The sequence below is a fragment of the Longicatena sp. genome, assembly GCF_982403165.1.
Window position 1 is genome coordinate 25,742 of the sequence record NZ_CEVYEL010000018.1, and the last position, 22,494, is coordinate 48,235.

Sequence of the window (22,494 nt, forward strand, 5' to 3'; positions counted from 1 at the left end):
TGTTATGACGTTTTTTCCTGATATGAAAACTTTTATTGCCATTGGTGGGTTTCAGATAACTTGGTATGCCATCATCATTTTGACAGGTGCCTTTGTAGCTTATTATCTGACCTTACGCCAAGTTCGCAAATGGGGCTATAAAGAAGAAATATTTGAAAATTTTTTCCTGCTAATGCTGCCGATTGCCATCGTTGGGGCAAGATTGTATTATGTAATTTTTGAATGGAATAATCTATATGCTGCAGATCCTATTTCCGCTTTTTATATATGGGAAGGTGGATTGGCGATTCATGGTGGAGTAATCGCCGGAACTTTATTTGGTGTCTGGTATTTCCATCGTCATCAGATAGATGGTTTGCGCATTGCAGATGCTATATTTCCTAATTTAATGCTAGCTCAGGCGATTGGTCGTTGGGGTAATTTTATGAATCAAGAAGCCTATGGACAAATTGTCAGTGGTGACTTTTATGCCCATTGGCCTTCCTTTATAAAAGATCAGATGTATATTGACGGATATTATCGTCAGCCAACTTTTTTGTTTGAAAGTGTCGGTAATATCGTCGGCTTCCTTTTGATTACCTTTGTCTATAAAAAATATGGCAGAAGAAAACGTGGTGATCTGGCCTTTGCCTATTTGGCATGGTATGGTATGGTACGCTTCTTTGTGGAAGGAATGAGAACCGACTCTTTAATGCTTGGACCTTTACGTATCGCACAAGTCGTGTCTTTGCTTGGGGTCGTATTAGGTGTCTTAGGTATACTTGGTGTCTTTGACCGCCTGTTTAAAAACATTTGGCCATTTAAGCGCCGTAAGCCTGCTATTATCTTTGATTTAGATGGTACGCTTGTTGATACAAAAGCACTTATTTTTGCTTCTTTTCGCCATACATTTAAAAAGTATCTGCCAGAGCATACCTTAACGGATGAGGAATTGCACTCCTTCTTAGGGCCGACATTAAAAGAATCGTTTTTACGTTATTTTGATGCCGAAAAAGTTGATGAAATCATTGCCTATTATCGTGCGTTTAATCATGCACATCATGATGAATATGTAACGGAAATACCGCATGTGAAAGAAACACTTGCCTATCTGAAGGAACATGATTATCCTTTAGCAGTCATGTCGAATAAGCTGTTGGATATCGTGAAGATGGGGTTAGCGCAATTTGATTTAGAAGCATATTTTGAGGTCATCTTAGGTGGTGAAGAAATCAGCGAGCCCAAACCAAGCCCAGTTGGTATTTTGGAAGCATGTGAAAAACTCCATGTGCCGCACGATGATGTTATTTACATAGGAGATTCTCCGACCGATATACAGGCTTGTAAGAAGATGGCTGCTTATTCCGTCGCATTTGTATATGAAGAGGTAAGAGCAGAAGAGATGAAAGCAGAAAAACCTTGTGCTATAATACATGACATGACAGAGATCATCAATTTGGTAAAGGAGGATCACGAATGGAGCGACGTTACGATTTAGTTATCATCGGGGCTGGCCCTGCGGGAATGAGTGCTGCTATTTATGGAAGCCGTGCCGGCTTACAAGTGGCTATGCTGGAGATGGGAGCCCCCGGAGGTAAGTTAGTAAAGACAAATGAAATCAGTAACTGGCCGGGAACCATAGAAACAAACGGTGCTAAACTGGCTAGTGATATGTTTGAACATTCTACGGCATTCGGTGCAGAATATCTGTATGGAAATGTTATCAAGGTAGAAGATGCAGGAGATTATAAGAAAGTTATCTGTGATGATGGTGAGGTATATGAAGCAAAGGCTGTTATTGTCGCAACCGGAACACAGGAGCGTATGATGAAGATTCCAGGCGAAGCAGAAAATATCGGACGTGGTGTATCCTATTGTGCAGTGTGTGATGGGGCATTTTTCCGCAATCAGGAAGTTTGTGTCATCGGTGGCGGTAATTCGGCTTTAGAAGAGGCAAATTACTTAACGCAATTTGCAAACCGCGTGAATATCATAATTCGTCGAGATGTATTTCGGGCAGACAGTATCGTACAAAAAGCAATTAGAGAGAATCCTAAAATCCATGTCATTCCAAAACACATTCCAATTGCTGTTATAGATGATGGAAATCGAGTGGTTGGATTAAAAGTAAGAAATGTTGATACAGGTATTGAAACAACAATCGAGACACATGGCATTTTCCCATATATTGGTTTAGATCCGGCAACTTCTTTCTTAGCAGATTTGCCTGTACTAAATGAACGTGGTTATATGGTTGTGGACGAGAACTGTGAAACAAAGGTAAAAGGTATTTACGGTGCAGGTGATGTGATTGAAAAACAATTACGTCAGGTTGTAACGGCAACCAATGATGGTGCAATTGCGGCACAGCATGCCTTTCATGTTATAAAAGGTTTATAATGGTAAAGAAGTCATATCCGTAAAAAAGATATGACTTTTCTTATTTAAGACAAGAATATCCTTATTTCAGACATCACCATAAGAATCGCTTTTTTTGTGCTATAGTTTTCTTACAGGAAGAAAGGTGAAACCAAATGTGGAAAAGACAAATAAGTACTTTTACAGTTACCTATATTTTTTATATTCTGTTTTTAATTACAAGATGGCATCTTGTGTTTTATAGAATTTATGGAGAAGTATTAAGTGAACACGAAATTAATATATTTACAGGATTAGATCCAAGTCTTTTCACAAGAGATATTTTGATGTTTCTTTTATTTATATTAATTTTTATCCCACCAATAAAATCATTTGAAATAACGCGTATGACAAGAACACAATATTTCAAAAAATGCCTCCCGGCGCTTGTAGGGTGTTCATTCATTATGGCCTTAACTGCGAATGTGATTAAAACGGTTTTCATGATTGTAAAATTCTATCGTGTAGAAACATTGTTGCATAACTACAAATGCATTGGATGAGATTAGTATTTATCGAATTAGAGATTTATTCAAAAAACTAAGAGATGCGGGATGCATAATTATTATTGCCAGTCACAATAAAGAAGATATTGATTGCCTTTGCGACAAAGTTTTAATTATGAAAAGCGGAGAGTTGAGTGAAAAGCAAGAATAAATATCATTTTCGATAAAGAGCAAATCAGTAAAAGCAGCTGTTACGTGTAATTGATTTTATCCGATTACTAAGAAGGAAACAGCTTCTTTTTTATGATTAGGGAAAGAGGATTCTTTTGTGAGAAAAAGTAGCGAATGTGTGCTCGCTGTGGTAAACTTATAGCGAGGTGATACAGATGAATGAACAGAATGTTGTGTTAATAACCGGGATGTCTGGAGCAGGTAAAACGACTGCCATGGGTATTCTGGAAGATATGGGGTATCACTGTATTGATAATTTCCCTGTACAGTTAATTGCATCACTGGGAAAAATTATCAACACCGAACCGGATCCACGCTATAAAAACATTGCCTTGGCAACAACAGCAATGGATTATCCTAAATTTTTACAGTATTTTGAGAATATCGATGTGAATATTCATATTGTTTTTTTAGATGCCAGCAATGAGAAGTTACTATTGCGCTACAAATTTACAAGACGTCATCATCCCATGATCATCTTTCATAAGGCCAAAACCTTAGAAGAGGCAATTGAATTGGAACGCGATATGTTTGATGCCTTAAGCGAACATGCCATCATGCATATTGATACCACGAAATTGGATCAACATGAATTAAAGAGCATGTTGATGGAAAAGCTGGCGTTAGACAGTCGCCGTGTCTTTTCTATTTCGTTTGTATCCTTTGGCTATAAACACGGAGTTCCTATGGATGCAGATTTAGTTTTTGATGTCAGATTCCTACCAAATCCATATTATATAGAGGAACTGAAGAAACAAACGGGTGATGATGCACCGGTTTATGATTATGTGATGAGTTTTGATCAGACAAAAGAATATGTCCGACATTTAAAAAACTTTTTAGATTTTGTTTTCACACAATATAAAAACCAAAATAAGAGTCACATTATGGTAGCGATCGGTTGTACCGGTGGGCATCATCGTAGTGTGACAATTACCAATTGGCTGTATTCTCATTATCGTGATCAATATACCTGTTATAAATCACACCGTGATAAGAAAGTGGGTTAAACTATGAAAAATGTAGCAGTCATTGGCGGGGGCACTGGGTTATCGGTTATGCTGAGAGGGTTAAAACAGATTCCTGACATTAACCTGAGCGCTATTGTGACCGTCGCAGATGATGGTGGCAGTACAGGTCGTATTCGCAGACAATTTCATATCCCCGCTATGGGGGATATCCGCAGTGTGATGTGTGCTATGGCAGAGGAAGAAACGATGTTTACCTCGCTGATGAATTTTCGCTTTGACGGGGATGACAGTGATGTCGGCGGTCATAATTTAGGCAATCTGATTTTGACTGCTTTAACACAGACAAGCGGTAGTTTTATGGAGGCCATCCGTGCCTTTTCAAAATTCTTAAAAGTGCGTGGAAATATCATACCGAGTTCTTTACAGGTCATTACGCTTTACGCTATTATGGAAGATGGAACGATTGTTCGCGGTGAAAGTAATATCCCTAAGTTTTCCAACCGTATTGAAAAGGTTTTTTATCAAGATGATGTTGAAGCTACTAGAGAAGCTCTACAAGCCATTCATGAAGCGGACATCATTTTCTACGGCATTGGCAGCTTGTATACAAGCATTATGCCTAATTTGATTGTCAATGGTGTGGTGGATGAATTAAAAAGAAATAAAGCAAAAAAGATATATTTCTGTAATGCGATGACACAACCGGGAGAAACAGATCATTTCTCAGTTGAAGATCATATTCGGGCTTTACAGCGTCATTCCTTTGCGGATGCCGTAGATATTGTCATTACGCATAATAATGTTGTCAGCAAAGAATTACTTGATAAATATTTAGCTATGGGAAGTGAACCGGTCAAGGTAAAGGAAGAGCAGCATGATTATGAAATATTATATCGTGATGTCTTAAGTTTTGAAGATCAGCTGATTCGTCATGATTCAGATAAGATTAGAGATGTAATTCAGGAAGTTATAGAAAAAGAGTTAGGATGATGTAGATGTCTTTTACGACGGAAGTTAAATCGGAAATAGCGGCGAATGAGTTGCATCCTTGCTGTATGAAAGCAGAATTGAGCGCTGTTTTACAAATGTGTTCAACGATGAATTTCACTAGTGATGGGGTGCATCTGACAATTAAAACAGAAAATCCCACAACGGCGAAACGTATCTATAAATTGGTGAAAGAACGTTATGATGTAACTACACGACTTTCTGTTATCAAAAAGATGAAACTGAAAAAAAATAATATCTATGTGATACGTGTGGAAAATAAAGCAATGGAAATCTTAAAGGATTTGGAAATATTCACCGAAAAAGGTTTGCAGGCTCATCCATCTAGCCGTATGTTGCGTAAAGAATGCTGTGCCAGAGCATATTTAGCAGGAGCTTTCTTGGCTGGAGGCAGCGTTAATTCACCGAATAAAGCAAATTATCATTTAGAAATTAGTACCAACAATGAAGGGTTGGCAAAGTTTATTCAAAAGCTGATGAACCGCTTTGATTTGCCGGCAAAATATATCAAACGCCGCAATCAAGATGTAATCTATCTAAAGGCTAGTGATAAGATTGGTGATTTTCTTCGTTATATCGGCGCAAGTGATGCAGTCTTTACGTTTGAAGATAGTCGTATTCAACGAGATTTCATGAACTCATTGACACGTTTGGATAATTGTGAGCTGGCAAATGAGATGAAAAGTATGGCAGCGGGAAAAAAACAATTGGAAGATATTCAATGGATTGAAAATTATCGTGGTTTAGAGGCATTGCCTGAAAAGCTTCAGCATGCTGCTTATGCGCGAAAGGAATTACCGGAAGCTAGCCTTTTAGAGCTATGTGATTATTGCGCAGATGTATATGATGAAACCATATCGAAATCGGGCATGAAACATCGCTTGGCAAAATTAAAGGAAATGGCCGACCAGTACCGCAAGGTATAAATTAAATAGAAAAGTGCAGACTAAAAAGGGTGATGATATGAAAATCTTCATGATACTAATAGCTGCACTTTTTCCTTTTCTACATAATACGCCTTATGAAGTACAAATTAGTGACTGCCAAAAAGATCAGATCATAGCAGAGAGTCAAGGAAGTAAATTAAATCTTTCTTTATTTAATATCCATTTAAAAAATGAGAATGCTTGGAAGAAAACCTGTTCTATTTTAATGGAGGCAGATCATGTAACAATGGAAATAGATCCTACGACACAAATTAATGAAAAGTTAAGTGTATATCTGTTTGCGGATGGAACGCTTATACAAGAAGAATTGCTTTCACAGGGTCTTGCTTATATATTAATACGCAATCCTGAATATGTATATGAGGAACAAATGGAGAAAGCAGAAACAAAAACAACACAGACGATGGCAAAACCAACGATAGAAAAAAAACATAAACGTTATCCTTTTCAGGGGCCTATATATCTTGGAATATGTACTCTTTTATGGTTAGGTATGCTGCTCTATTATGGCTTTCATAAAAAAGCGAAAAAGTCGTCTTTACGTCATAAAAATATGATACAATAGAACCTAGAAAGGTGGGAAGCGTGTATGCAGGCATACATTGCACGTACCCCCAATGTTTCGAAAAAGGAGCTGGAAAGACGGCAAAAAGAGTGTAGAGGAGATCAACGACTGCGTATTGAAGCCCGCTTTGGACGCAATGTGCGTTCTTTGAGAAAACAGCGACATTTGACGCAGGAAGAACTGGCAGCCCTCTGCCATGTTCATCAACATTATATTTCCGACATTGAGCGTGGTGTTCGGAATGTGTCGCTGCGGGTAGTGGAAACAATTGCGAGAGCATTGGGTGTACACGAAAAAGACTTATTATAGAAGAAGAGGGAGAAATCCCTCTTTTCATATACAGAACAAAGATTTTATATTATAATGAATCTGTAATATTTTAATGAAAGTGAGGAATATCATGGACATTCTTATCTATATTATCGTAGCTATTTTATTGCTTTATGTATTCTTTATGATTTTACCAATTGTTTTACCGATTATTCTATTCATCGTCTTGGCATTATTTTTCTATATTTTATATATGAAACATAAAATCCAAAAAAACATGGAAAAGTTTGAAGATGATATGGATTCTTATGATCAAGAGGATTTTCAAGACTATCGTAGGTATGACAATCAGCGTAGAACAAGTGATACAGATGATATCATTGATGTTGAATATACAGAAACGGAAGAAAAAGATGATAATGGAGCGTGGTAAGCATGGTAAAGGAAGCTGGAAGAGACGACAAATCTGAGGTTTATGAATTATGGAAACATGCCTATCCAAGTCAAAATCGTAATTATTTAAGCTTCTATTTCCGTCATTTATTTGATGAAGGTGTTTGTTTGGTACAGGAACAGGATCATCGTATTATCTCCAGTCTGCAAATGAATACACACGTCATGCGGTTTCAAGGTAAATTATTGAATATCTCTTATATATTAGGAGTTAGCACATTACCCGATTATCGCCGCCGCGGACATATGCGTGAATTGATGAACAGTGCATTGGATGAGGCGAGTCATAACCATTTAATTACATTGGTGAAAGCATTCAATCCGCGACTATATGAACAATTTGGCTTTCAGGTACTATATGAACGCAAACAATATCTCATTCAAAGGGAATACCTTAATAAGATCATACCACTGCGAGTGGCACATGAGGCTGAAGCAAAAGAGTTGTTAAAGGCGTATCGGCAATTTATCCGTCATTTTGATGGATATTATGAACGAGATGTGGCCTATTATGAAACATTGTTAAAAGAGTTGACTCTGGGAATTAAGCAGTTGGTAACATATCGTGATGCGCATGGAACGCTTTGCGGGTATTTGATTTATCAAATGCAGAAAAATGATCTTGTTGTGAAAGAGGCTGTTTATATGGAGTCGATTGCTTTACAGCGAATGATGAAAGAGATACTTGGTGATCATGAGGCTATTATCGTGGAAGTCAGTCAAAGTGAAAAACTTGAAAAAATCTTTACCTTGGCGATACCTAAACGTTCAGCCTTTATGATGGCCCGCATTAACAGTTATCCATTGTTCAATAAGCTGTTTAATGCCAAAGCAAAAACGCCCAAAGAAGCGTATGCCATTTTAAAAAAGCCATTATGGCTGCATGAGTATTATTAAGGTAGTCAAGTGTAAAACTGGCAGATGCCTAAGCAAAAGATATTTAGAAAGTTAAGGATGAAAATAACATCTTTAGCTTTTTTTGTAATATACCGTATGCTTTAAAAAGATTGTTTTGCGAAATCAAGAAATAAAAAGAGAATTCTTATACATGGCTGAATAGCCGTTTAGAATTCTCTTCTTTCCCAATGAATTTATGCTGTAATCTTTTGATTACAGTTTTTTTTCTTAACCAACGTTGTTTTTCTTGAATAGAAACGCTCTGATTTCAATTATACACATGATAGCAGCGGCAACGGCAATTGCCCAATTCAGATACAGGATGACACCTTCATACCCTTGCTGATATGCATTGATGATTAGCAATACAGATAAAGCGATAAATAAAAAGATTTTGATGACAATTTTTTTCGCATCTAAATTTGCTTCTGATTGTATCGTTCCCATGTGATTAACCGGTTTGAAATTTGGTATCTGTGGCAAAGTCTGCAGGAATTTACGGAATTTGAATTCCATGAGCGCATATGCTGCAATACCTAAGAAAATACACATAATCAAAGGAAGCTCAAACATATATGCAAAGATTGCGGCAATGCCACCGATAAAGAAACGCGAACTATAGGTACGGAATGGTTTGGTTTTATCTGTTAACACATAACCTACATGATTCATACGGTTAAGATATACCGGACGTCCTTTTTCATCATGATATACATTAAGACCGCCTATTTTATTGTCTTCTGCTGACATCGCGGTTTTTCTGCCTTTTATAGCCATTAAAAATCACCTCTAACGCTTATTATATATGGAAACAAGAAGTTCGTCTACCTTAAAAGAAAGAAATACAAAGAAAATAATGCTTTTTAAAGCATCGCATGCCTATTTTCTTATCCCATATCAGAATCCGCTTCTTTCACATTTATTAAGGCTGTCAGCGGATAATTAACGCTATAAAAAAGGCAATATCGAAAATTAGTGAGGTTTTTGCACATTTTAACAACTTTATGCACAGTGCGTTGTTTTTTTTACTATCGTGAGATATAATGAAGTCGTAATGAAAAGGATTTCAAAATTCAGAAAAGGAGCGATGAAACATGATTTTTGGAAAAGACTCAGCACAGTGGGAAAGTTTGAAGGGAACCTTCACTGCAACGGAAATTAACCAGCAGCCGGCAACGTGGAGAAAAACCATCAAACAGATCGAAGACAGCAAAGATGAATTAAAGGCATTTATTGAAAATGTTACAAAGAATGAAGATTATGACATCATTCTGACAGGTGCCGGAACAAGTGAATTTGTTGGTAACTCTATTTATACGTATGTTGCAAGACGTACAAATTACAAAACAAAATCTTATGGAACAACCGATATTGTTGCAACTCCAGAAGCTTATTTATCTCAAGACAAACCAACCCTGTTAGTATCTTATGGAAGAAGTGGTAACTCACCAGAATCTGTAGGTGCTGTTGATGTTGCGGATGAAGTATGCGGTAAGAATGTATATCACTTATTCATCACTTGTAATGCAGAAGGAGCTTTGAGTAAAGCAGCTGCAAAACGTGATAATGCATATGCTATCAATTTAACTCCAGAAACACACGATCAAAGCTTTGCTATGACTAGCAGTTTCTCTAACATGATGTTAGCAACGCTGTTATGCTTCAGCTTGGATAATCTGGATGAAGTAAAAGCAGAATTAGAAGATGTTATCACAGCTGCTGAAAATACTTGCGCAAATGATTGGAATACATTTAAAGAAATCGCTGATGGATTTGATTTCAACCGTATCGTTTACCTTGGAGCAAACTGCTTAAAAGGTATCGCTCAGGAAAGTCAGCTGAAAATGTTGGAACTTACTGCAGGTAAAGTTGCTACAATGTTTGATACGCCAATGGGATTCCGTCATGGACCTAAATCAATCATCAATGATGAAACATTAACAGTTGTTTATGTTAGTGATGATCCATATACTCGCCAGTATGAAGTGGATTTGATCAAAGAAATGAGCGCACAGCGTAAAGGCAATAAAATTGCTGCGATCATGAATAAAGAAGATAAAGAAATCGTTGAATTAGTTGATTATGCATATGCTTGCAACTTGAAAAATGAACATGACAATGCATTCTTAGGATTCAACTACATCGTAGCTGCGCAGATTTTAGCATTATTCAAATCATTAGCATATGGTTCTACTCCAGACAATCCATGTCCTACAGGAGAAGTTAACCGTGTAGTAAAAGGTGTCATCTTGCACCCATATACAAAGAAATAATTGTTGGAGGTAAATAACATGATAGGATTAATCGTAACCGGACACGGAAATTTCGCAACAGGTCTTACTAGCTCTTTGAAATTAATTGCTGGTGATCCACAAAACTATGTAGCTGTTGACTTTCCACAGGAATATTCAGTAGAAGATTTAGAAAGAGAATTAACTAAAGCTTTAGATTCCTTAAAAGATTGTGATGGTATTTTGGTACTTTCTGATCTTGGTGGAGGTTCTCCTTTCAAAACAGCTGTAATGGTTGGATATCCAAGAGGTAATGTTGAAGTGTTAGCTGGTACTAACCTGCCTATGCTGATCGAAGTGAATATGGGCCGCTCTTTCATTGAAGACTTAGGGGCTTTAACAGAAATGGCTATGAACACAGGAAAAGATCAGGTAGTTCGTTATGAATTTAAACCAGTTGTTCAGGAAGAATCTTCAGACGGCATCTAAAAAATCATAATATATAAGAAAACCGCATGCAATGCGGTTTTTTTCATGCTTTAATTGTAAATGGTTTTTGCATAATCTGTTGGTGTAATACCGAATTGTTGTTTGAATTTGCGAGAAAAATAGTGAATTGAGGTAAATCCCAACATACTGGATATCTCACTGATCGTATATACACTCTCTTTGATCAATAGTTTGCTTTTCTTTAATTTTAAATCACTGATATATTGTTTAGGTGCCGTTCCTAAGTTGTTTTTAAATAACGTTTGCAGACTGGAACGTGATATGGAGAAACGATTACAAATTTCTTCAATGGTTAATTGTTCATAAATCGTATCGTTGATATAAATGACAATTTCATTCAGTAATTCATTTTCAAAGCGCTGCTGCATAGGGGTAGATGCTACCGGAGAACTGGATAAGAAATCATATTGGAGGATTTTAATCAATAATTCTTTTATATAACAAATCATCAATTCACTGTCATAAAGCATTTCATTATTAGAAACCTTGATGAAATTATTCAGGGCATTGTGAATATCACGATGAGCGTGATAAACACGATTTGTAATTAAATAAGAATCCGGAATGTCCATATCAAAGAGGATCGTTAAGTAACTGCATGACTGGGCATCTCCTGTTTTTTGTGTGTGAAACTGTCCCGGCGCATATAAAATCAGATCCATTTCGTCTAAACGATATTCTTCATCATCAACGGTTGTTGCTAGTTCTCCATTATCAATAAAAGTGAGTTCCCAATAATTATGTTGTTCACCGGGAAAGGTGTAGCTGGCATTGCGGACCTGATAGTAATAACCAAGAATTTCTTTTACTGAAAAGGTTGGAATGATAGGTTCATAACTGATAGGATTTCCATCATATGTTTTTACATAGGTCTTTTTCGCTTTAAAATCAGTTTCTAATTCAACCTTGGAAGTCTGGGTGATCGTGATGAAATTAAACTTCACACCTTTTTTTATTTTAATAAAGCGGTGGATGACAAAACGTTCAAATTCTTCTGCTTTTTCATCTTTGCTGACTACGAGCATGACGATACCCGATAATACCTTCACATACACATCACTATTATATGTATAATAAGATGTGAATTCTTTATCCTTCAATTTTAATACAGAGTGTGTCATTTTGATGCTTTGACGGCGAGTCAAATCATTTACGATTTCCCCATATTTGTTAAAAATAAAACTAGTTGTTTTGTTAAACATGAGAAGTTCACCTCTTTTATGAATAGTATAGCAAATTTTGCGCATCCAGAAAAGAAATTAATGAGAAAAGAATATGGATAAAAATGTGAGAGAAACTCGCCTGTTTTATGTAAGTGTTTACATTATGTGATAATCGATGAATAAAATGTCATATGTCAATTACTTTTATCACATTTTTTCCCAAAAGTAAGTACGTATGTAAATTTTTGCGAAATGTATGGATATTTCTGATTATTTGCATTAATTAGTAGATGAAAATGGGCGTAATTGCTAAAAAGTGCAAAATCACTAATAAAAAGTGTAAAGAAATCACATCCATTTTGGCATAAAATCTAAGTGAACTGAAAGGGTTTACGTAGCGCATTCACCTCATCATGAAGCGCTGCCGCTAGTTCATGTTTAAACAGATAGAAAGGAGAGAGCAAACATGCCAGATATCGTTTTAACACGAATCGACAACCGTCTGATTCACGGACAGGTTGCAACACAGTGGTGTGGAGTCGTTGGAGCTAACTTATTATTAGTGGCAAACGATGCCGTAGCAGGTGATGAATTCCGTCAGGGTCTGATGAATATGGCTGCACCAGCTTATGCACAGACAAGATACTTCAGTATCGAAAAGACAATCAACATCATCGGTAAAGCTAGCCCACAGCAGCACATCGCTATCATCTGTGAAACTCCACAGGATGTACTAAGATTAGTAGAGGGTGGAGTTCCTATTAAGAAAGTAAACATTGGAAACATGCACATGGCAGAAGGTAAACGTCAGGTTGCTACTTCTGTTGCTGTCAATGATGACGATGTTGCAACTTTCAAAAAACTGCAGGACTTGGGTGTTGAACTGGAAATCAAACGAGTTCCAGATATTGCTGCAGAACCAATTGATAAATTATTTAAATAATAATTTAACAAGAATTTATTACAAAAGTGTTATTTAATGAAAAATTAAATAATGGAAGGAGAAACTTATGGACTTCAATATTATTGAATGTGTACTGCTGGCCATTGTAACGTTCATCTTTGCAATTGACCAGTTCTCATTAACAGAAATCGTATACCGTCCAATTATCGCTTGTCCTATCATCGGTCTGATCCTTGGAGATGTAAACATGGGTCTTATTATCGGTGGTACTTACGAGTTGATGATGATCGGTAACATGCCAGTTGGTGGAGCTCAGCCACCTAACGCCGTATTAGGTAGCGTTGTTGCTATGATCTTCGCGGTTAAGGCACACATGGATACAAACGCTGCATTAGGTGCTTGTATGATCTTCGCTACTTTCGGACAGTATGTAGTAACTGTAATGTTCACTATCATGTCTGGATTAATGGCTAAAGCTGACAAAGCTGCTGCTGAAGCTAATCCTAAAGGAATTACTGCTGTATTGAACATCTCTATGGCTGGTTTAGGCGGATTGTTTGCATTAATCGCAATCGTTGCTTATAGTGCTGGAGTTGGTATGTCAGATACATTGACTGAAATCTCTAAGAACGCTAGCTGGTTCATGGGTGGTTTAGGTGCTGCCGGTGGTATGATGCGTTTCGTTGGTTTCGCAATCCTGCTGAAAATTATGCTTTCTAACGATTTGTGGGGCTACCTGCTTGCAGGTTTCGCATTCGCATTGATCCTTGGAAACATTCCTGCAACTTCATCAGCTGCTCTGATCTTAGTTGCATTCATCGGTATCGCTATTGCATTGAATGACTTCTTAACAACATCAAAAATTAAAGAAAACGCTGGAAGCGGAATGGGAGGTATGAGTGATGGAATCTAATGCTATGACAACTTATAAAGACACTACCCCTGCTGCCAGAGTCGATAACAAAACATTAAATAAAATGGTATGGCGCTCTATGCAGCTGCAGGCAGCTTTCAACTATGAAAGAATGCAATCAGCTGGATGGCTGTGGGCTATGTTACCAGGTTTGCAGAAAATTCATACAAACAAAGATGATTTAGCTGCATCCATGACACACAACATGGACTTCTTGAACACTCACCCATTCGCAGTAACATTCGTTATGGGTATGGTTCTTTCTATGGAACAGCAGAAAATGGATATTCAGACAATCCGTTCTGTACGTATCTCTACTGCAGCTCCATTAGGTGGTATCGGTGACGCATTGTTCTGGTATACACTGATTCCTATCACTGCTGGTATGACTGCTAACATGGCAATCGACGGCAACATGATGGGACCAATCCTGTACTTCATCATCGCATTTGGTGCTGAAATGGCATTGCGTTATGGTTTAATGTACTGGTCTTATAACTTAGGTACAAAAGCTGTATCTATGATGACTGCTCATGCAAAAGAATTCACTCATGCAGCTTCTCTGCTTGGTGTATTCGTTGTAGGTGCTTTGATTTCTAACTATGGTGGCGGAACTCACTTAGGTATCTCTATCCCTAACGGACAGACTGTTGCTGAAGACGGAAAAACTATGGTTGACGTATTCATTAACATTCAGGAATACTTAGATAAGATCCTGCCTTGCTTAATTCCATTACTGTTCACTTTGATGTGCTACTTCTTGATCAAGAAGAAAAACTGGACTCCTACAAAATGTATCGGTTTATTCTTGGTTATCGGTATCGTTGGAGCTATCTTCGGTATCTGGGGTGGCGATTACACACCATTAGTACCAGTACCTTGGAATGTAGTTGCTTAATCTAAATTAAAATAGTAGATGGTGCTCTCTCAAACTAATAACTCTATCTACAATTGAGTTTAAAGGTCATTCGCAAGAATGGCCTTTTCTCATGCCAAGAACGAGCTTTGTTCTTTCTTACGATGTTGCATAGTGAACTCAATACGTTGAAACAAAAAGAAAAAACGTACCTTAGTAAGATACGTCAATTCTACGTCTATTCCATTGATGTAGGTGGTAAGAGAACTATTTTGCATCTTTTTTAGGAACCATACGATATCTTTCTACCATATCAATATCGGTATGAATTGCTACATCAGCTTTTCCATAATGCAAATAGGAGGAATTTCCATAAGTATCAATATACTGTTTGGCATCATCATAAAATAGATAAGATTCAGCCGTTTCAAAATTAAATAATGCATTATCGAAAGCATGCAATGCTTCTTCGATGGCATTTTCATGAAAGCATAATTTACCTTTTAAATAATATAATAAACCGGCATGGAAATCAGCACTTCGTATCTTGCAGATGTATTCATCAAGGGCAGTAATATCATGCAGACTGTTCTCTAATAATATTTGATAGGCGAGATCTGCTATTTGCAAGGTTTGTTCATCAGCACACGCATGCAATGCTTGTTGGTAGGCATTCGCAAACTCCGTATGCTTACATCGTAAACTGTGGTAATACCAAGGCTCTAATACACTTGCTGGATCTCCTTTTTTATATTGTGTGTGGGCAATCTTTGCAATCTGTTCTAGAAATTCGTTCTTTTTGCCTGCCATGAAATAAGCTTTCATCAGTAAACGATCTTTTTCCAAGGGGGATAATAATTTCTCAGCACCAGCGCCATTTAAGAGTTCTAAGGCATGCTGGTAATCTGCTCTTTGAAATGCTCCCTGTATGGCGATGATAGGAAACTGTTTGATGCGCCGATAGGTAAACCAGGCAACACCGCCACAGATTATGATAATGATACTTGCGGCACTCATAATAACACCTCTACTTTATTGTTTTCATTATAGCATGAATCACAAATATTTCGACTTTTTTCGAATCGTATATTTACAATTTCACAACTATAAGTGTATAGTAACTGTGTGTGATAATGTAGTCAATTCATTTTGACACCTCCTTTTGATTCAAAAGAAATCAAAAGGTTTTTTTATTACCTTTAATGAAACAGAACCATCTTCATAACTTACGATAACCTAATACATATAGGAACATCTTCCCTCTACATTAACATAGGAATGAAAAAACAGGTCACCCAAGTGGATGACCTGCATACAGATATCAATTGTACCTGTTTTAAGGTTTGAGAGAGCAATATTACTATTTTATGCGTGCCAAGGAACTGGAATTAATGCCGTATAAGCACCACCAGTTGCCCATACACCAAACATACATCCTACGATACCGATTACTAACAGCAGAACGATACATTTGATTGGTGTCCATTTTTTCTTCAACAGAGCATAGCACATTAAAGTTAATGCCAAAGGAATTACTTTAGGCAGGATAGAGTCTAACTGACCCTGTACATTTGTAGTTAATCCGCCTGAAGAGAAGACGATTTCTAAAGAAGTAGAACCCATGTTAGAAATCAAAGCACCAACGATGAAGATACCCATAACAGATGCAGCATGTGTAAATTCTTTCGCATGTTTTGTTAAAGAAGCTACAGCTGACATACCTAAGTTATAAGACCAGTACATCAAAGCGAAACGTAAAGCCATCTGTGCACCGAATACGATAACGAAGAACAGAATTGGTCCTAAGATATTTCCATTCTGTGCCTGGATAGCTGTAACACCAGCAACGATAGGTACAAATGTATACCAGAACAATGCGTCACCGATACCACCCAATGGAGCTGCAGTAGAGATACGTACAGAACGAATTGTCTGAATATCCATCTTCTGCTGTTCCATTGATAATACAATACCCATTACGAAGGTTACCAAGTAAGGGTGTGTATTAATGAAGTCCATATTGTGTGTCATAGATGCAGCTAAGTCATCTTTATTTGTATGAATTTTCTGCAAACCAGGTAACATAGCCCACAGCCATCCACTGGACTGCATTCTTTCATAGTTGAAACTTGCCTGCAGCATGGTAGACATCCAAACCATTTTATTTAATGTTTTTTTGTCAACTTTAGGAGCAGGTGTAAGATCTTTATATGTTGTCATTGTATTAGATTCCATCACTCATACCTCCTGCATTGCTACCAGCATTTTCTTTAATCTTAATATTGATCATGAAGTCGTAAATTGCGATACAGATACCAATGAATGCCAGCAATAATAATGCAACACCACTCATTGTTCCACTAGCAGCTACACTACCAGCTTCTGCATTAAATGCAAAGCCTGTAGGGATGTAGCTTAAGATGATTGCAGAAGCGAAACCTGCAAGCAGGAAGCCCCACAGATCGCTTGCCATCATGATCTTCATCAGGATAGCGAAACCGACAAACTTCATCATACCACCAGCAGCTGTTAAACCTGCTGTAAACCAAGAGTAATCTGTAGCAATCTGCTGCAGAGTGTCAGCCATAGCTGTTCCACCAACATAGCACAGGATAGAAATAACAGCGAACAGTGTTCCCAGGATTACCATTGAAATGTAGTTAACCTGTGCAATTCCCTTAGGATTTGCTTCTGCAGCTGCTTTATCAGCTTTTGCCATAAGACCAGCCATGAATGTAAATACTAAAGTAACAACATACTGACCGAAGATTGAGAAGATAACAGCTGTACCTAAAGCAGCATTAACTTCCATGTTAGCTTTGATAGCTAAGATACATCCGGCAACACCAGCGATGATTACGTTAGGTGGCTGAGCTCCACCAACTGGCATGTTACCGATAACCATGATTTCATACGTTCCACCAACTAAAAGACCGATTTCCATATTACCTAAGATTGCACCGATAATAGTACAAGAGATAATTGGACGATACAGTGTTTCAGTCAGAGAGAATTGGTCAATCGCAAAGATAAAGGTTACGACTGCCAACAAGATAATTTGAATAATATCCATGATAAATCTCCCTTCTGTTTAAGCGAATTCTATTTAAGTAATTTATGAATGAGGTATAAAAAGTAAAAAATGGCTTGAAATTAAGGGATATTATGATTTTTATAGACTTGTGAAAGTGTTAGCTACGTGTTAGTAACGCTATAAGAAAGCGTTGCTTTCATGTGCATAACATAGTAAGGTTAATATGTAAAGGGAATAAGTATAAGAAGGTGTTGAAGATGAGCGGTAACTATGGCATCAAAAAGGCGAATGGCATGGGGAGTGTCTATCGCCTGCAAGGAAACCGACGAAAACCATGGGTCGCTTGTGTAACCATATCTTTGCGCCATAGCAACGATGCAGGTTATAAACAAAAGCGTAAGATCATTGGCTATTACGAAACACAAGAGATGGCGGAGTTTTCATTGTGGAACTATAATAAGAACCCGGTATTATTTGAGGAAATTCAAAAGCTTGGGACAATTACGTTTGAAACGATTTATCAGGAATGGTCAAGTATGAAGTTTCGCTGTATCTCACAAAATGCCATCAATGGCTATAAGGCAGCGTATGCCAAATGTGAACCCATCTGGCATTGTAAGTTATCAGAGTTAAAGACCATTCACTTTCAGCGAATCATGGATGAAAGTGAATTATCTGTGGCTAGTGATCTGAAATTAAAATCACTGATGGTTTTAGTATGCGAATATGCCGTACAAAACGATATCATAAACAAGAATTATGCAAAATATGTCACGATCAATAAGAAAGAACGACCACCGGAAATTCATAAGCCGTTTAGTGAAAAAGAGATTGAGGTATTGTTTGCACATGATAATATACCGTTTGTGGATACGATTCTGATCATGATCTACACAGGATTTCGGGTAAGCGAATTGTTTCAGATCAAGACCAAAGATGTTGATTTACAGAATTTGACAATCCGCGGTGGGAATAAAACGGAAGCCGGTAAAAATCGTGTTGTACCGATTCATGAGCGAATCCAGGATTATGTATTAAACTATTACAATATGGGAAATGAATATCTAATCTGTGATTTAGAAACAGGGGCGAAGATCAATTACCATGCCTATCGTAACAATTACTTTGATAAGATCATGAATATGCTGGATATGAATCATTTGCCTCATGATTGTCGCCATACCTTTGCGACAAGGCTGTCAAACTTTGGTGCGAATGCGACAAGTATCAAGCGCTTGATTGGTCATACCTCCTATGCGACAACGGAAAAAATCTATACGCATAAGGATATTGGTCAATTGCGAAGGGCTATTTTCTCCTTAAAATAATGTTAGCTACATGTTAGCTATCCAACAAAACGACTCTCTTTAATGAGAGCCGTTTTCTATGACGGTATCAATTAAGCCATAAGCCTTTGCGCTTATCGCATCCATATAATAATCACGGTCACAGTCTTTCTTAATGGTGGCAATAGGTTGTCCACACTGACTGCTTAAAATATGATATAAGCGTTGTTTCAATTGATTGATATGTTGTGCGGCGATTTCCATATCCTTTGCCTGCCCTTGCATACCGCCAAGCGGCTGATGAATCATAATTTCAGCATTTTGTAAGGCACTGCGTTTACCTTTTTCCCCTGCACATAGTAAAACGGCTGCCATACTGGCACACATGCCCATGCCAATCGTGGCAATTTCACAGGAAATGTACTTCATCACATCATAAATGGCTAAACCGGCACTGACACTTCCTCCGGGTGAATTGATATACATCTGAATCGGATCTTTACTGATACTTGCTAAATATAACAGCTGTGCACAAATACTGCTGCTCATGGCATCATCAATTTCCCCTGTCAATATGATAATACGCTCTTTTAATAAGCAAGAATATAAGTCATATACACGTTCACTTGCGGCATTGCGTTCAATGATGGTAGGAACGATCACCATAACATCACTCCAATCTGTCTGTATATAAGTATGCGCGAAGCAAAAGGTTTAATACTTTTTCCTTATACTTTCTTAAATCCATATGGAAATGTAAAACGTTGCAGAAGGAAATGTGCTACAATGAACAAAAGGAGAAAAGTGGGTATGAAGAAAATAGGGATGTGTTTTTTAAGTTTGGTATTGTTGTGTGGCTGTCAACAGCATAGTACAAAACAAAAGCAGGTAAAGCAAAAGGATACCATCGTTTTAGGATATGTGAACAGTGATGGATATATGAAAGTGAAGCAAAAGGGGAAATACGGCTTTATGAATAAGCAAAAACAAGTGATGATTCCTTGTGAATATGATTTGATAACACAGGAAAAAGACGTGTATATTGCGCAAAAAGATGGCAAGTATGGCGTCATCGATAAACAGAATCAAATCTTGTTGCCTTTAAAATATGAACGTATTCTTTATGCTTATGATAGTGGATATTTCTTTGCTCGGAAACAGCAAAAGACAATGGTGTTTGATAAGGATGGCCAGAAACATAAAACGATAGATGCACGTTTGGTGAAACAATCATTCCACGATCCGATTGTATGGATGGAGCAGGGAAATAAAAGTGCCATCTTTGATACGAAGGGTAATCAGAAAACAAAGTTCCTGTATGATAAGATAAAGCGTTTTCCGGATATTCAAACCTATGAGAAACATGCGTATACGATAGGGTATAAGAATGGATTGGCCGGTATCTTGAATGAAGAAGGAAAACCATGCAGTGCATTTGTCTATGAGCTGCTGCGTCCTTTGAATTACGGTTCTTTCAATGATAAATTTAGTGGGTATTATCAGGCAGTGCGTGATGGGAAAAGTGGCATCCTTAATACACGCGGAGATATCATTGTGCCGTTTCTATATGATTCCTGTGATAAGGATGCGGATGGAAATCTCCTTCATGCTTTCGATTATATAGAGGGTGTTGGCTTTCAAGTGGTAAAGGATGGCCATTATGGCATCTTAACATTACAAGGGAAGACCTTAATTCCTTGTGTTGCACGCGTGCAAAAGGATGCTTCTATGAAGGTTATCGGAATCGATGAAAAAGGCTTTTGGGTGGATAAAGAAGATACGACAGCGTATTTTACTAAGGAAGGCAAAGCATATTTGGAAGTGAAAGGTCATGGAGATGGTTTTCAAAATGGGTATGCCATTGTGCGTGAGGCAGGGCTTAGTCGGGTGATCAATGAAAAAGGGGAAACGCTAAAGCAGGGGAAGGCGCATGATGAAATGTCACGCGTTGGCAGACTGTTTCAGCATTGTACACATGCGGTATGTACGCTGTACGATATGAAGGGAGAAAAGGTGCTGCAAGGAGATGTGGATGAAAACTTTGTGTATTTGGATGGTGAACCGGAAGGGGTACTGGTGAAGGAATTGCCTTTAACGGAAGGAATGCATACAACATCTACCGTGTACGATTTGCAAGGCAAGAAGCGAACACAGTTTGCGGGCATCAGCAGTGGATCTATGTATGGTGTCTTATATAAAAATCATTCTGCTTTCTTTACACGCCAGGGCTATGGCAAAACAGGAAAGATGGGATTGCTGAGCATGGATGGCAAGCATGAAATCGCACCGCGTTATGTAGCAATAGGGGAACAGGATGATTATTATATCGGACGTTATGCGGATGGGCGCAGTGAATTGATTGAGAAAGATACATTGGCCATCATTTTGCAGATGGATAAGGATGTAGAACTTTCTTTGACGTAGACGATATATTTACGAATAGTTGTATTTAACGATGTATGGGAATGAAAAAACACAAGTTTTTTATGTGCATATCCACTTGTCCATTTCCATGTTTTCAAGGTTAGCGAAGAATGTAAAGGCTTGCAGAAATGGGAATTTTGTAACAAGCAGAAAAAGCTTGGGAAGGGCTGTAAAAAAGTGTATAAGTGAAAGAATTGTCAATTGACAAGAGAAAGGATAATACGTATAATAAGGGTGTTAAAAGGAGGACTTTGAAGATGACAGTAAAAGTTGCTATTAATGGATTCGGACGTATCGGACGTCTGGCATTCAGACAAATGTTTGGAGCTGAAGGATATGAAGTAGTTGCAATCAACGACTTAACTTCTCCTGATATGCTGGCTCACTTATTAAAATACGACTCAACACAGGGACGTTATGAAAAAGCTGATACAGTAGTAGCTGGTGAAAAATCAATCACAGTTGATGGAAAAGAAATCACTATCTATGCTGAAGCTGATGCTAAAAACCTGCCTTGGGGAGAATTAGGTGTTGACGTAGTATTAGAATGTACAGGATTCTATACATCAAAAGCGAAAGCAATGGCTCACATCGAAGCTGGTGCTCGTAAAGTTGTTATCTCTGCTCCTGCAGGAAATGACTTACCTACAGTTGTTTACAACACAAACCACGATGTATTGAAACCAGAAGATACAGTTATCTCTGCTGCTTCTTGTACAACAAACTGCTTAGCTCCTATGGCAAAAGCATTAAATGACTTAGCTCCTATCCAGAGCGGTATCATGTCAACCATTCACGCTTACACTGGTGATCAGATGACATTAGACGGACCTCAGAGAAAAGGTGACAAACGTCGTTCTCGTGCAGCTGCAGTAAACATCGTACCTAACTCTACAGGTGCTGCAAAAGCTATCGGTTTGGTAATCCCTGAACTGAACGGTAAATTAATCGGTTCTGCTCAGCGTGTTCCAACTCCTACAGGATCAAC

Annotated in this window: 23 protein-coding genes; 17 read left to right on the top strand and 6 right to left on the bottom strand. The window is 37.8% G+C overall.

What is annotated here, in order from left to right; genetic code table 11:
- The first annotated feature begins 4 nt into the window (after window positions 1-4).
- The 9 genes from lgt (at window position 5) to AC1VS3_RS05750 (ending at window position 8,185) form a co-directional block, all read left to right on the top strand.
- Window positions 5-1,477 (top strand): prolipoprotein diacylglyceryl transferase, encoded by a 1,473-nt coding sequence (gene lgt / locus AC1VS3_RS05710; protein WP_008690572.1) that lies wholly within the window; start codon window positions 5-7, stop codon window positions 1,475-1,477.
- A complete protein-coding gene (trxB, locus tag AC1VS3_RS05715; protein ID WP_008690574.1) occupies window positions 1,456-2,379 on the top strand; it encodes a thioredoxin-disulfide reductase in 924 nt (307 codons plus the stop codon). Before lgt ends, trxB begins: the two co-directional genes overlap by 22 nt.
- 850 nt (window positions 2,380-3,229) lie before the next feature.
- Window positions 3,230-4,084: an RNase adapter RapZ gene (gene rapZ / locus AC1VS3_RS05720; protein WP_008690580.1), complete on the top strand. Its 855-nt coding sequence runs from the start codon at window positions 3,230-3,232 to the stop codon at window positions 4,082-4,084.
- Window positions 4,085-4,087: 3 nt separating this feature from the next.
- Window positions 4,088-5,035: a gluconeogenesis factor YvcK family protein gene (locus tag AC1VS3_RS05725; protein ID WP_008690583.1), complete on the top strand. Its 948-nt coding sequence runs from the start codon at window positions 4,088-4,090 to the stop codon at window positions 5,033-5,035.
- Window positions 5,036-5,040: 5 nt separating this feature from the next.
- Window positions 5,041-5,979, top strand: a complete 939-nt coding sequence (gene whiA, locus AC1VS3_RS05730) for a DNA-binding protein WhiA (RefSeq protein ID WP_008690584.1) — start codon at window positions 5,041-5,043, stop codon at window positions 5,977-5,979.
- Window positions 5,980-6,016: 37 nt separating this feature from the next.
- Window positions 6,017-6,565 carry a thermonuclease gene (locus AC1VS3_RS05735; protein WP_008690586.1) on the top strand — a complete coding sequence of 183 codons (549 nt, stop codon included), beginning with the start codon at window positions 6,017-6,019 and terminating at the stop codon, window positions 6,563-6,565.
- Window positions 6,566-6,589: 24 nt separating this feature from the next.
- Complete coding sequence (locus AC1VS3_RS05740) at window positions 6,590-6,874, top strand: helix-turn-helix domain-containing protein (protein ID WP_008690588.1); 285 nt, start codon at window positions 6,590-6,592, stop codon at window positions 6,872-6,874.
- A 91-nt stretch (window positions 6,875-6,965) separates the two neighbouring features.
- Window positions 6,966-7,268, top strand: a complete 303-nt coding sequence (locus AC1VS3_RS05745; RefSeq protein ID WP_008690591.1) for an AI-2E family transporter — start codon at window positions 6,966-6,968, stop codon at window positions 7,266-7,268.
- Window positions 7,269-7,270: 2 nt separating this feature from the next.
- Window positions 7,271-8,185: a GNAT family N-acetyltransferase gene (locus tag AC1VS3_RS05750; RefSeq protein ID WP_008690592.1), complete on the top strand. Its 915-nt coding sequence runs from the start codon at window positions 7,271-7,273 to the stop codon at window positions 8,183-8,185.
- Window positions 8,186-8,413: 228 nt separating this feature from the next.
- Here AC1VS3_RS05750 and AC1VS3_RS05755 read toward each other — a convergent pair whose 3' ends face one another.
- A complete protein-coding gene (locus tag AC1VS3_RS05755; protein WP_008690593.1) occupies window positions 8,414-8,962 on the bottom strand; it encodes a hypothetical protein in 549 nt (182 codons plus the stop codon).
- Window positions 8,963-9,279: 317 nt separating this feature from the next.
- Between AC1VS3_RS05755 and AC1VS3_RS05760 the strand changes: the two genes are divergently transcribed.
- Window positions 9,280-10,458, top strand: a complete 1,179-nt coding sequence (locus tag AC1VS3_RS05760) for an SIS domain-containing protein (RefSeq protein WP_008690594.1) — start codon at window positions 9,280-9,282, stop codon at window positions 10,456-10,458.
- Between the two features lie 18 nt (window positions 10,459-10,476).
- Window positions 10,477-10,905, top strand: a complete 429-nt coding sequence (gene agaF, locus AC1VS3_RS05765) for a PTS galactosamine/N-acetylgalactosamine transporter subunit IIA (protein ID WP_008690595.1) — start codon at window positions 10,477-10,479, stop codon at window positions 10,903-10,905.
- A 50-nt stretch (window positions 10,906-10,955) separates the two neighbouring features.
- Here the strand turns inward: agaF and AC1VS3_RS05770 are convergent, their stop codons facing one another.
- Window positions 10,956-12,128 (bottom strand): AraC family transcriptional regulator, encoded by a 1,173-nt coding sequence (locus AC1VS3_RS05770; protein ID WP_008690596.1) that lies wholly within the window; start codon window positions 12,126-12,128, stop codon window positions 10,956-10,958.
- Between the two features lie 427 nt (window positions 12,129-12,555).
- Between AC1VS3_RS05770 and agaB the strand changes: the two genes are divergently transcribed.
- The 3 genes from agaB (at window position 12,556) to AC1VS3_RS05785 (ending at window position 14,804) form a co-directional block, all read left to right on the top strand.
- Window positions 12,556-13,032: a PTS galactosamine transporter subunit IIB gene (gene agaB, locus AC1VS3_RS05775; RefSeq protein ID WP_008690597.1), complete on the top strand. Its 477-nt coding sequence runs from the start codon at window positions 12,556-12,558 to the stop codon at window positions 13,030-13,032.
- A gap of 67 nt (window positions 13,033-13,099) precedes the next feature.
- A complete protein-coding gene (locus tag AC1VS3_RS05780) occupies window positions 13,100-13,906 on the top strand; it encodes a PTS sugar transporter subunit IIC (RefSeq protein ID WP_008690607.1) in 807 nt (268 codons plus the stop codon).
- A complete protein-coding gene (locus AC1VS3_RS05785; RefSeq protein ID WP_008690606.1) occupies window positions 13,896-14,804 on the top strand; it encodes a PTS system mannose/fructose/sorbose family transporter subunit IID in 909 nt (302 codons plus the stop codon). The genes AC1VS3_RS05780 and AC1VS3_RS05785 overlap by 11 nt, the downstream gene beginning before the upstream one ends.
- A gap of 225 nt (window positions 14,805-15,029) precedes the next feature.
- Here AC1VS3_RS05785 and AC1VS3_RS05790 read toward each other — a convergent pair whose 3' ends face one another.
- From AC1VS3_RS05790 to AC1VS3_RS05800, 3 genes are all read right to left on the bottom strand, one after another.
- Complete coding sequence (locus AC1VS3_RS05790; RefSeq protein ID WP_008690603.1) at window positions 15,030-15,779, bottom strand: hypothetical protein; 750 nt, start codon at window positions 15,777-15,779, stop codon at window positions 15,030-15,032.
- A gap of 348 nt (window positions 15,780-16,127) precedes the next feature.
- Window positions 16,128-16,997 carry a PTS system mannose/fructose/sorbose family transporter subunit IID gene (locus tag AC1VS3_RS05795; protein ID WP_008690600.1) on the bottom strand — a complete coding sequence of 290 codons (870 nt, stop codon included), beginning with the start codon at window positions 16,995-16,997 and terminating at the stop codon, window positions 16,128-16,130.
- A complete protein-coding gene (locus AC1VS3_RS05800; RefSeq protein WP_412596083.1) occupies window positions 16,987-17,835 on the bottom strand; it encodes a PTS sugar transporter subunit IIC in 849 nt (282 codons plus the stop codon). The genes AC1VS3_RS05795 and AC1VS3_RS05800 overlap by 11 nt, the downstream gene beginning before the upstream one ends.
- 218 nt (window positions 17,836-18,053) lie before the next feature.
- Between AC1VS3_RS05800 and AC1VS3_RS05805 the strand changes: the two genes are divergently transcribed.
- Window positions 18,054-19,124, top strand: a complete 1,071-nt coding sequence (locus AC1VS3_RS05805) for a tyrosine-type recombinase/integrase (protein ID WP_008690608.1) — start codon at window positions 18,054-18,056, stop codon at window positions 19,122-19,124.
- Between the two features lie 39 nt (window positions 19,125-19,163).
- Here the strand turns inward: AC1VS3_RS05805 and AC1VS3_RS05810 are convergent, their stop codons facing one another.
- Window positions 19,164-19,748, bottom strand: a complete 585-nt coding sequence (locus AC1VS3_RS05810) for an ATP-dependent Clp protease proteolytic subunit (RefSeq protein ID WP_008690609.1) — start codon at window positions 19,746-19,748, stop codon at window positions 19,164-19,166.
- Window positions 19,749-19,892: 144 nt separating this feature from the next.
- On the opposite strand from AC1VS3_RS05810, the gene AC1VS3_RS05815 reads away from it, so the two are divergent.
- Both AC1VS3_RS05815 and AC1VS3_RS05820 read left to right on the top strand, forming a co-directional pair.
- Window positions 19,893-21,506, top strand: coding sequence for a WG repeat-containing protein (locus AC1VS3_RS05815; RefSeq protein WP_117547979.1), 1,614 nt, complete (start codon window positions 19,893-19,895; stop codon window positions 21,504-21,506).
- A gap of 257 nt (window positions 21,507-21,763) precedes the next feature.
- Window positions 21,764-22,494 (top strand): type I glyceraldehyde-3-phosphate dehydrogenase (locus AC1VS3_RS05820; protein WP_481275546.1); only part of this gene is annotated, 731 nt, incomplete at its 3' end.